The following is an 11,558-nucleotide window of genomic DNA, read 5'->3' as shown; positions in this document are numbered from 1 at the left end:
CCTTAAGCTTCTGCTTGGCTATCTTGTCCCGTCGGTCGGCATTGAACTTATGCGGCATCGGAAATATCCTGGGTCCCAAAACGGACGCCTGATATCAGCAGCCACCAGATCGATGCAACAACGTCGGTTCAACCTGCGCTGAGCCCGATACGCCACTGGAATGGCGGCGGTGTGCCGTTGACGGCGAAATCGCCGATGATCCGGTCCTTGTAGATACGCGGATTGTGCGACGACAGGGTCCGGGCATTGCGCCAGTGCCGGTCCAACGCGGAGGGTTTCTTGGTGGCCGATGCGCCGAGCGCATCGAAGACGATGGTCGAGGCCTCGAGGATCAGGGTCGAAATCACCACCAATGCCTGTGATGTTTCCAGTTCGGCCACCGCATTCGCAGCCTCCTCTAAGGCAGAGTCGCCGGCAAGGTGGGCATGGAAAGCGCGCTCGAGCGATTGCGCCGCCTGCAACACGATCGCGGACGAAGCGTAGGCGGCGCTACGTATCCGGCCGACGACCTGCAGAACCTGCGGATCCTGGCTTGAGCGCGGACCGGCGCCGTTGGTGTAGGTCCGGCGGCGCTCGGCAACGGCCTTGGCCACATCGTTGGTCAAGGCCCGGCCGATACCGGCAAGCGTTGCGAGATGAACGAGTTGATAGAAGGCGGCTGAATACCGGAACTTGTCCTCGTCGATGACCACGTCGTCCGGATCGACCGCTACGTCCTTGAATGTCGTCGTGCCGCTGGCAGTGAGCGTCTGGCCGAAACCGTCCCAGTCATCGACGATCACCACGCCATCGGCATGGCGCCTGACGGCAAGGCCAACCCCCTGCCCGTCGACCCCGCTGGCGCCGACATCGATCCAGTCGGCAAACAGCGAGCCCGTGGTGTAATATTTGGCGCCGTTCAGCACCAGCCCGCCATCCTTCTCCGACACGCGGGTCGAAAACCCTTCAATCTTTGCGTCGCCGATCTCGGTCCAGGCGTTACCGGCGATCTCGCCGCTTGCCAGCCGCTCCGTCCAGCGCTTGCGCCACGGCCCCTGCGGCTTGTTGACGATGTCTTCGGCGAAGCCGAAATGGCCGCGCAGGGCCTGGGTGATGTTCGAATCGGCTTCGGACAGTTCGATCAGCAGATTGAAAAGCTCCGGCAACGTCGCGCCATGGCCGCCTTCTTCTGGAGGAATGCGCAAAGCGCCGAAGCCGGCTTCCTTCAGCCAGGCAATCGGCGCGTGCGGAAGATCGCGGTCGATTTCGCGCTGGATGGCGCCTTCGGCGATCCGTTGAAAAATCGGCCTGAAGCGCGCGGCCAATGTCTCGTATTGCGTGCTCGGGCCGGCGCCCCAGGCCAAATCGATCTGACTCATTTCAAAGTACCATTCATTGTTTGGATATGCTGCCGACCGCATGGGCCGTCGTGGATGCGGAGTTGGCGCGTGGCCGAAGCTGCGATGCGGCCAGCAGCTTGCGGGTGAATGCGTGTTTTGGTGTTGTGAAAACCTCTTCCACCGCGCCATACTCGATGATGCGGCCGTCGAGCATGACCAGCACCTCGTCGCTCACATGTCGGATGACCCCGAGATCATGGGAAATGAACAGGTAGGAAATGCCCAGTTCGTCCTGCAGATCGGTCAGAAGGTCCAGGACCTGTGCCTGTACCGAGACGTCGAGCGCCGAGACGGGTTCGTCGCAGATGAGGAGCTTGGGCTTGGAGGCAAGGGCGCGGGCGATCGCCACACGCTGCCGCTGCCCGCCCGACAATGTGAGCGGCCAGCGATCGGCGATATCGGGTTCAAGGCGTACCTTGGAAAGCAGGTCGGTGATCTGCCGGTCGTGGTGCCGGCGATCGACGCCGGCGGCATCGAGTGCGTCGGAGAGGATGCGGGCTACATTCCAGCGCGGATCGAACGACGAGAGCGGATCCTGATAGACGACCCCCAGATCCCCGCGCAAGGGTCGCCGCTGGGCTTCGGTCACCTTTTTTTTGTCATCTTCGGATGTTGCCCAGAGCGTATTGGAAAAATGGACCTGACCCGCATCGGGTTGCAGAAGTCCGAGCGCGATCCGGGCAACAGACGTCTTGCCGGAGCCGGACTCCCCGACGATACCGAGCGTTTTGCCGCGTTTGATCGAAAAGCTGACCGCATCGACGGCCAGACGGACGCTGTCAGCCGGCCCGGCATAGGATTTTCTGACATTGCGAACATCGAGGACCGTTGTCTCATCCCAGCCGGGGCGCACCTTGGCGACCGGCCGTTCGTCGGAAAGCCGGCTGCCGCGCCAATGGCGGCCGGGAACGGAGTTGAGAAGCAGGCGCGTGTAAGGATGCCGGGGATGGCCCAACACCTCGCCCACCGGTCCCTGCTCGACGACCTCTCCCTGGTTGAGCACGATGGCCTCGTCGGCAAGGCTGGAAACCACATGCAGGTCATGGCTGATAATCAACAATCCATCGCCTCGCGCTTTCGTCGCGGACAGCAGCGCGATGATCTGCGCCTGCACGGTGGAATCGAGTGCCGTCGTCGGTTCGTCGGCAATCAGGATAGCCGGATCGAGCGCGAGCGCCGTGGCGATGAGCGCGCGCTGGCGCAGCCCGCCTGACAATTCGCCCGGCCTTTGCAGGGCTCGCACCTCCGGATCCGGGACGCCGACAGATCGCAGCAGATCGATTGCCTTTTGCCAGCGCGTCTGCCGGTTTCCCCAGCCGTGGGCCGCAAGCGCCTCGGCAATCTCGGCCCCCACCGGCCTCAGCGGGTCGAGCGAAACAAGGGCGTCCTGCAGGACGAAGCCGATATCCTTACCCCGCAATTGTCGCCACTGCCGCTCCGAAAGAGCGCGCAGGTCGATGTCTCCATAGCTGAGCCGGTCGGCCTGAACGGTTGCGCCGTCGCCGGTGAGACCCACCAGCGTGCGCGCGGTAACACTTTTGCCAGACCCGGATTCACCGACCAGTGCCAGCGCTTTGCCCGGCTCGACGCGGAACGTGAGGTTTCTGACGACCGTCCGGCGCGCATTCCCGGCGCCGATGGTGACCGACAGGTTCTGAACGACCAAAGGCTGCTTGCTCATTGCGCACGTCCTTCGATCCATTTTTGGAGATGCCGACCGACGACGGTGGTCGACAGCGTCGTCAGCACGATGAAGAGCCCCGGAAAGAAGGTCAGCCACCAGGCGCGGCTGACGAAATCGCGGCCCATCGCCAGCATGGTACCCCATTCGGCTGCCGGCGGTTGGGCACCGAGGCCCAGAAACGACAGGGCGGACGACCAGACGATGGCCTGTCCGACACCCATCGTCACCATAACGATCAGGGGACGCATGACGTTGGGCAGGATTTGCCGCCAGATCGTTCGCGCCGGCGAATGTCCAAGCGCACGGGCGGCCTCGATATAACCGGCGCGCCGGACACTCAGGGTCTGGCCGAAGATGATCCTACCGTAGCCGGGCGCGTTGCCGACGCCGGTTGCAATGATCAACGGGCCGAGACCGCCACCCAGATGGGCTGCAAAAAGCAGTGCCAGGATCAAGGTCGGGAAGGAGAACAGAACCTCAAGGACCCAGCCGATGACCCGCTCGGCCACCCGCCCGCCGAGCCCGCCGATCAGACCGAGAACGATGGCAATGGACATGGACACGCCGACCGCGCCAAGCCCGAGCATCAGAGACTGGCGCGCGCCATGGATGACCCGCGAGAAGACGTCGCGGCCGGACTGGTCTGTACCGAAGGGATGGCTCCATTCCGGTGCGTGGAAAGCAACCCGTGGCGCGATTTTCAATGGATTTGCGATCGCAAACAGACCCGGCGCCAGCGCCGCAAGCACGAGAAAAATGAGAAAGGCCGCAGCGAGCACGGCACCGACCGGCGGGAAGCCGACGCGCAATTGCGGCCGGGCCGTGTAGAGGAAGTAGGTCGAGACGGGTGCGCTCATGTCGCTTTGCCCTTCAGACGGGGATCGACAACCACGAACAGAATATCGGCGATCAGGCTGGCGACGACGTAGATTAGGGTGACCACGAGCGTGACGCCGATGGTGAGCGGCATGTCCTGAACGGTGACAGCTTGATAAAGGGTGCGGCCAAGCCCTTGCCGCGAGAAGATGATTTCGATCAGCACGGCATTGCCGATCAGTGACCCGACGGCCCAGGCGGACAGGCTGATGCCCGGCAGCATGGCATGGCGCAGGGCATGCCGCCATCGGACGGACCAGTCACCCAGGCCTCGCGTGCGCGCCGAAAGAATGAAGGGCTGGTCGAGCGACAACTCGAAGGATTCGCGGGTGACCTGACCGAGAAAGCCGGCAAGCGGCAAGGCCAGCGCCAGCGACGGCAGCACCAGGCCCGATATCCCGCCATTGCTCTGCGCTGGAAACCAGCGGAGACCGAAGGCAAAGACCGCAAGGAGAACGAGCGCCAGCCAGAATTGTGGCAGCGACGCCAAAACAGTCTCGACCGCCGAGCCGATGCCGCTGACGATGCGGTTGCGCCGCGTGGTCGCCAATATCGAGGCGATGGACAGAATCCACGCGACGACGATGGCCGAGGCCGTCAGCGTCAGCGTCGGGCCGATCTGCTCGGCGATGACGTCGATCACCGGCTGATGCTGCGAGAACGATGTGCCGAAATTGCCCTGCAGAAGCCGGCCGATGTGAATGAGATATTGCTGGTAGAGCGGCCTGTCGAGGCCGAACTCGGCGATGGCCATCGCGATCGTCTCGGGTGTCGGTGCGGCGGTCGGGCCCCCGAGCACGGCTCTGACGGGATCGCCTGGCGTCAACCGGAGCGCGAAGAACGTGACGGTTGCCGAGACCAGCAGGACCAGCACCCCGGAGAGCAGACGCTCGCTCACCTGCCATGCGATCCGGCCCAGCCTGCCGGACCTTAGTGTGTGACCGAGCACTGCCCTCATTTCTTTACCCAGGCATCGTAGAGGGTGGTGACGGAGAGAGACGGTTCAAGCCGCACGCCCTGCGCCGTCTTGTAAACACCGAGCCGTGTGCTTTGCGGGAAGGTCAGTATCTGCAGGTAGTTTTCCGCGACGATCTTCTGTGCCTGATGGTAGAGTTCGCGGCGGGTGGCTTCATCCGTGGTTTCCAGCGCCTTGTTGACGATCGCATCGAACTCGGGATTGTTGAACCCCGTCGCATTCTGGTGATATCCGCCGGAGCCTACGGCCCCGAGGAATTCCGACGAAAAGACGATGCGCAGGACGTCGGCCGTGTTGGTATTCCAGTATTCGCCGACAGCGTCGTAGTCCCACTTTCCCATCCGGTCGAGCCATTCCGAAAAGCCGAGATTCTGAAGCTGCACGTCGAAGCCCACCTCGGCAGCCGTCGCCTGGATCTGCTCCCACAACGAGCGCTCGGCTGCGCCCTGGAAATCGCCGATCAGCACGACGACGGTCAAGGGTTTGCCGTTCTTTGTCCGAACCCCATTGTCGTCGCGCTCGGTCCAGCCTGCGTCGTCCAGCAGTTTATCCGCACGTTCGACGTCGTAGTCGTAGGCGCTCTGGAAATCCGGCGACGCGAAGGGCGTCACGGCGCTCAAGGGGCCGGGTGCTCGCTTGTAGCGACCGAAATAAACGCTATCGAGGGCGCTCAGAAGGTCGGCCGAACGGACGAAAGCTTCGCGGACACGGATATCGTCGAACGGCGCGCGCTTGATATTGAGCGCCGAATTGGTGGGATTGCCGGGGCGGTCCTTGATGATCAGCGCGAGATTCGGGTCGCTGCCTGCGGCCTCCTCCGATTCCGGCGGCACGCTCTCGATCACGTCGACATCGCCATTGGTCAGTGAAGCGAAGCGCACCGAGGGTTCCGGAATGAATTTCCAGATGACCTTGTCGAGATAGGCCGGCCCCTTGTGCCCGGCGGTCGGAGGAGCCCAGTTGTAGTTTTCGTTTCGCTCGAAGGTGATCTGGCTCTTGCGATCCCATTTCACGATCTTGAATGGCCCGGAGCCGATCGGGCGCTGGCAATTCTCGTCACGGCTACGCGCAAGGGCCGCGGGCGCCTGAATTCCGAGAAACCCCTGCGCAAGCACTTCCAGAAACGCCGCATAGGGTTTCTTGAGGTGGACGACAGCGGTGAATTCATCGGGTATCTGGGTATCAACATATTGCTGAATGTAGCCGCCCGCCGTCGAGGATTGCGTGGCCGGGTTGACGATATGATCAAGGTTGGCCTTCAGCGCCGCCGCATTGAATTTTTCGCCATTGGTGAATGTCACGTCTTCGCGCAGCTTGAACGTATAGGTTTTGCCGTCCGCGGAGATCGTCCAGCTCTTGGCCAGCCAGGGCTGGATGCGGCCATCCTTGTCTTGGGAGACGAGAGAGTCCGTATATTGCTGCGCCACGAAAACCTGCGGCATGTCTCCATCGACATGCGGATCGAGGCACGTCGGCTCCCGATCCGTCGCGTAGATCAGCGTGCCGCCCTTGGCAGGTACGTCAGCCGCCATTGCGGTACCGGCCACCGTCAAGAGGCCAGCGCCGAGCAGCAGGGCGATACTGGAGGATGTGATCTTCGTCAGGCCATGGAATGTCGTCGTCATGCTCGTTCTTTCTCAAACCGCGTGAAGGGGGGATGGAGCGTCATCATTCGCCAGTAAGGCTCGGTGCGGATTGTTCCAATCGCTTCACGGCCTCGATATCGCGGTACCGGGCGCCGCGATGGGTATCGGGGAGGTAAGGTCCATCACCGAAAAGCTTCTCCCGCAGGGTTCCTTCGCGATAGGCGGTAGGATAGCGGCCACGTTTCTGCAGTTCGGGAACCAGCAGGTCGACGACGTCCTCGAACGTACCGGGCTCGATGGCGTAGCAGAGGTTGAAACCATCGACCCCCGTCTCATCGACCCATTCCTCCAGAAGGTCGGCGACGGTCGCCGCGCTGCCGACGAGGATCGGGCCGGCGCCGCCGATCGCGCCCCAGCGGGCGAGTTCCTCGACGGTCCACGGGTGGCCGGAGCTCTCGAGCCTGTCGAGAAGGGAGCGCAATTCCGTCGGCGCCGCCTTGCGCACAAGGTCCGTCGGGGCGAACCTGCCGAAATCGACGCCCGTCCATCCGGACATGAAAACCAGAGACCCGTCGTAGGATCCGTAGCTGAGGAGGTCCTGAAACTTCGCCTGGGCCTTTTCGTCGGTCTCATCGACGATCACCGTGGTCAGATTGTAGATGAGAAGTTTTTCCGGATCGCGGCCATTGGCGCTCAGCCGGCCGCGCATGTCGTCGACATAGGCCTTCAACACCGGCTTGGTCAGGGCACCGACGAAAGCGCATTCCGCGTTCTCCGCGGCAAAGCGTTTTCCGGCTTCCGACTGCCCCGCCTGAAACAGAAGAGGGGTTCGCTGTGGCGATGGCTCGCAGAGATGATAGCCGGGCACGCGAAAATGCCGGCCGGCATGGGCAATCGCGTGGACCTTCGACGGGTCGGCGAAAATCCGCCTGTCGCGGTCGCGAAGTACGGCCCCCTCTTCCCAGCTTCCCTCGAACAGCTTGTAGAGAACCTCGAGATATTCGGAGGCGACCTCATAGCGGTCGTCATGCTTTTTCAGGCCGTCCTGCCCGACGTTGCGCGCGCCGCTCTCGAGGTAGGACGTGACGATGTTCCAGGCGACCCGCCCACCCGTCAGGTGGTCGGCGGTCGAAAGGCGACGGGCAAATGTATAGGGATGCTCGAAAGAGGTCGATGCGGTAATGCCGACGCCAATATGCTTTGTGTTGATGGTGATCGGGACCGCGAGTTGCAGGGGGTCATTCACCGGGATCTGCGCAGCCTGCCGGATCGTGTGATCCATGCCGTTCTGATAGACGTCGTAATAACCGATGACGTCGGCAATAAAGATGCTGTCGAATATCCCGCGTTCCAGAGTTTGCGCGAGTTCTGACCAGTAATGAACATCCTTGTAGCGCCAGGACTGATCCTTCGGGTGCGCCCACAGGCCGGGCGACTGATGGCCCACGCAATTCATTTCGAACGCATTGAAGCGGATGTGCCGACCCATCTGGAAGTGCCCTGGTTTCAACGCGGCCTATCGAGGCCGACCCAATTGAACAGAGGGCAGGATAGTTGATAACGATCCACTTCACAGATAATCTATGTTTTTAATATACTAATCGAGGGAACAAATTTTCTCTTGCCGCTCGCTTGGGAGAATGGTGAGAAAGAAGCTTCGCTGCGACCCAATCGAACCGCTTCGGCCTGCGCTCCATCCGGTTCTGTTGCAAACTTATTGCTAACCTCGGAACGGTATTCAGCACTCGATATATTCGGGGATTACAATGTTCAAAGGGCGCCACTTCGACCAGTCGGTAATTATGCTCTGCGTGCGCTGGTATCTGGCTTACAGCCTGAGCCTGCGCGATCTGAAGGAAATGATGGCCGAACGCGGCATCAGCGTCGATCATTCGACGATCCATCGCTGGGTTGTGCACTTTTCGCCTTTGATATTAGAGCGCTTCAATCGAAGGAAGCGTACGGTAACCGGCAAATGGCATGCCGACGAAACCTATATCAAAGTCCGGGGTCAATGGATGTATCTTTATCGTGCCATCGACAGCGTCGGAGACACGGTCGAATTCTGGTTTAGCCAACATCGGGACCTGCTGGCCGCCAGGCGCTTCTTCAGAAAAGCCATTGAGCGGCATGGTCGTCCCGAGCGCATTGTTATCGACGGCAGCCAGACCAACAGGGAAACCATCATCTCTTGCGATATGATCAGTCGCTTGCAGCAACAGCCGCACAAATGCCTGAAGCCGATCAGAATTCGGCAGAGCCGATATCTAAACAATCGCATCGAGCAGGATCATCGCCGGATCAAGCGACGTGTCGGACCGATGTTGGGTTTCAAGGCATTCACGAGCGCGGCCGTGACGCTTGCAGGCATCGAGATGGTTCAAATGATGCGCAAACGACAGGGCAAATATTCCTACAACCCGAGCCCATCGCTTGCCGAGCAATTCCACATTCTGGCGGTTGCCTTCTGACGACGGCTCCGAAACGCCGCCTTCTCAGCCTTGTCCAAAATTTGCAACAGAGCCGTGCCAAGCTCCTCTCCTCTCTTGCTTTCATTTTCACGCGAACACGACCTGGATATCGGTGTATTCTGCAAGGCCCTCGTCGGCGAATTCGACGCCGATGCCAGAAGCCTTCACGCCTCCGAAGGGCGCATTCGGCTGGATAGCGCCATGTTTGTTGATCCAGACGGAGCCACAGGCCAGCCGGCTCGCAATCTGTCTCGCCGCTGCGATATCGGACGACCAGACGGAGCCCCCGAGCCCGTTGGGGCTATCATTGGCAAGCCGGATTGCCTCCTCAATGTCGGAATAGCGGATGATCGGCAGGGCCGGGCCGAACTGCTCCTCGTCGACCAGCGCATCACCGTTGCTCAGTCCGGACACGATGGTCGGCGGGAAAAACAGGCCTTCGCCAGGCTCACCACCAAGCAGCACCTCGCCATGAACCTTGGCGTCCGCCACAAGCCGCGAGACCTTGTCGAACTGCATGCGGTTTTGTATCGGCCCGAGGATGCTCGCCTCCTCCATGCCGTTACCGACCGGAATGTTCCTCGCATAGGCGACGAGTGCATCGCAGACCGCATCATGAATCGACTCATGAACATAAAGCCGCTTCATCGCCGCGCAGGTCTGGCCGTTGTTGAGGAAGGCCCCCCAGAACAAACCCTCGGCGATCTTTTCCGGATCAGCATCCGGGAGCACGATACCGGCATCATTGCCGCCCAGTTCCAGCGTCAGCCGCTTCATGGTTTCGGCGGCGGACTGCATGACCTTTTGACCGGTCGCGCAGGATCCGGTGAAGACGATCTTGCGGATATCCGGATGCGCCGACATCGCGCCACCCAGATTGAACGCCTTGTCATCGCCCGTCACCACATTGACGACACCTGGCGGCAGCACCTCGTTCATGATCTCGACAAGACGCAACGTCGACAGTGGCGTGTAAGGCGAAGGCTTGACAACGACGGTGTTGCCCGTGCGCAAAGCTGGAAGAATATGCCAGACGGCAATCATCACCGGGAAATTCCAAGGCGTAATCGAGCCGACAACGCCAAGCGGCTTGCGGTGCAGTTCCACCCTGCCCTGCTCGTTGTCTTGCAAGACCTTTACCGGGACCGAGAGGCTCGTCGTATAACCCGCCCAGGCAACGGCGCCACCGATTTCCCAGCGTGAACCCATGCCATTTAACGGTTTGCCTTGCTCCAGCGTGATGAGCTCAGCGAGTTCCGCGGCGTGTTCCTCGATCTTGGCCGTGACCGCCGCACAGGCGGCTTGCAACGCATCGTCACTCTGTGCCGACCAGGAGATGAAGGCCGCCTTGGCCGCCGCCACCGCAGCATTCAACTCGGCGCCACCCATATTGGGCGCGCGTCCGACTTCTCCGCCCGTTGCCGGGTTAACAACCGCAAACTCCGAGCCAGCTCGTGCCGGCTTGCCGCCGATAATTGCATTGAATTCCATGATCTCGATCCTCCACGGCCCAACCGCTCCTCTGGCGGACAGACCTAGCAACAAAATAGCCTCTAAAGCGACGTTAGTCTTGGACGACGCCGTCCCGCAGGTTGGACAAAAGCGTCAATGACAACGCGCAACTGCGCCCGGCGGCACGCCGTACTTTTTACGGAACTCGCGATAAAAGTAAGAAACATCGTTGAAGCCGCAACTATATGCCACCGCAGTCACGCCCTCCGCCGGCTGTTGTCGGTGCGCTGTGAGCAGCGCGTGCGCCAGTTCAAGACGCCTGTTGAGCAGCCGACGGCCTGGTGTTTCGCCTAGCGGCCTAAAATGCCGCTGCAGCATCCGTTCCGAAACATTGAGGCGGGTGGCCAGTTCTCGCGGACCAAATGACGGGTTAGCCCGATGGCAGTCGATCATCGCCAAGGCGCGAGACAGCAGTGTCTCGGTTTGTGTCGCCGCGCCAGTCGCGCTGCGCGAATGCAAGTAGGCGCCTATCAGGCAGAGAAAGGCTTCGCCAAGTTGTGCCTGCGTGCCATCTTCCTGCAGCATTTTCGCGAGCACGGCGCGCATGGCAAGCCAGAGCGGGTCGGCGCGCGAAATGGAAAGGCCGCCGGCAAGGGTATTGCCGAACCGGTGCACCACCTCCTCGCGAGGGATGTGCAGCGAGACTTGGTTGGAGCGTTCGCCGCAGTAGAGAAAGCTCGACGGCTTGACAGAATCGACGAGGAACATGTCACCGGCCAAAAGTTCGGCCGTCTGGTCCCCCTGCTCAACCCGACACTGGCCGGCATCCTGCACAAGCAGGAAGAAATACTCGCCGGGGTCCTGCCTTATCAAACGGCTGCTGCGGGCAACCTCTGAGGCATCGAGGCCCACAATCGCAGTGTCGAACGGACCAATGCGTTGCGTTGCTACGTTGCCGTTGACGACACCGGTACGGCGCAGGGGTTCCAGATCGAATGAGCCGCAAACCCTGCGGATATCGGCCTCTAGAATTTCCACTTGTACCGGCTTATGCACCGGCGTCATCAGCGACCGCATCGCGCCCTCCCCGGCCCCAAACCGTTTGCCAAACTTGCAAATCATCTCACCAGTGTC

Annotated in this window: 9 protein-coding genes; 1 reads left to right on the top strand and 8 read right to left on the bottom strand. The window is 61.2% G+C overall.

Annotated elements, in window-relative coordinates:
* Positions 1 to 128 precede the first annotated feature (128 nt).
* Genes JTP94_RS25180 through JTP94_RS25155 form a run of 6 tightly spaced genes read right to left on the bottom strand, consistent with a single transcriptional unit; the run spans position 129 to position 7,990 of the window.
* The gene (locus tag JTP94_RS25180; RefSeq protein ID WP_204853161.1) at positions 129 to 1,358 is read right to left on the bottom strand and encodes an acyl-CoA dehydrogenase family protein; all 1,230 of its coding nucleotides are present in this window, start codon (positions 1,356 to 1,358) and stop codon (positions 129 to 131) included.
* 13 nt (positions 1,359 to 1,371) lie between these two features.
* Positions 1,372 to 3,060, bottom strand: a complete 1,689-nt coding sequence (locus tag JTP94_RS25175; protein WP_246755306.1) for an ABC transporter ATP-binding protein — start codon at positions 3,058 to 3,060, stop codon at positions 1,372 to 1,374.
* A complete protein-coding gene (locus tag JTP94_RS25170) occupies positions 3,057 to 3,920 on the bottom strand; it encodes an ABC transporter permease (protein WP_204853159.1) in 864 nt (287 codons plus the stop codon). Before JTP94_RS25170 ends, JTP94_RS25175 begins: the two co-directional genes overlap by 4 nt.
* A complete protein-coding gene (locus tag JTP94_RS25165; protein WP_204853158.1) occupies positions 3,917 to 4,837 on the bottom strand; it encodes an ABC transporter permease in 921 nt (306 codons plus the stop codon). The genes JTP94_RS25170 and JTP94_RS25165 overlap by 4 nt, the downstream gene beginning before the upstream one ends.
* Positions 4,838 to 4,893: 56 nt before the next feature.
* Positions 4,894 to 6,540: an ABC transporter substrate-binding protein gene (locus tag JTP94_RS25160; protein WP_204853157.1), complete on the bottom strand. Its 1,647-nt coding sequence runs from the start codon at positions 6,538 to 6,540 to the stop codon at positions 4,894 to 4,896.
* Between the two features lie 43 nt (positions 6,541 to 6,583).
* The gene (locus tag JTP94_RS25155; protein WP_204853156.1) at positions 6,584 to 7,990 is read right to left on the bottom strand and encodes an LLM class flavin-dependent oxidoreductase; all 1,407 of its coding nucleotides are present in this window, start codon (positions 7,988 to 7,990) and stop codon (positions 6,584 to 6,586) included.
* Positions 7,991 to 8,267: 277 nt separating this feature from the next.
* On the opposite strand from JTP94_RS25155, the gene JTP94_RS25150 reads away from it, so the two are divergent.
* Positions 8,268 to 8,972, top strand: a complete 705-nt coding sequence (locus tag JTP94_RS25150; protein WP_204853155.1) for an IS6 family transposase — start codon at positions 8,268 to 8,270, stop codon at positions 8,970 to 8,972.
* 87 nt (positions 8,973 to 9,059) lie between these two features.
* On the opposite strand, the gene JTP94_RS25145 is transcribed toward JTP94_RS25150, so the two are convergent.
* Entirely contained in the window at positions 9,060 to 10,466 is a 1,407-nt protein-coding gene (locus tag JTP94_RS25145; protein WP_409456632.1) for an aldehyde dehydrogenase family protein, read from the bottom strand.
* 111 nt (positions 10,467 to 10,577) lie between these two features.
* A complete protein-coding gene (locus JTP94_RS25140; RefSeq protein ID WP_204853153.1) occupies positions 10,578 to 11,501 on the bottom strand; it encodes a helix-turn-helix domain-containing protein in 924 nt (307 codons plus the stop codon).
* Between the last annotated feature and the right edge of the window lie 57 nt (positions 11,502 to 11,558).

The organism is Martinezella lusitana, assembly GCF_016901135.1.
Classification (GTDB): domain Bacteria; phylum Pseudomonadota; class Alphaproteobacteria; order Rhizobiales; family Rhizobiaceae; genus Rhizobium; species Rhizobium lusitanum_D.
This window is presented reverse-complemented; position numbering and strand designations above follow the sequence as displayed.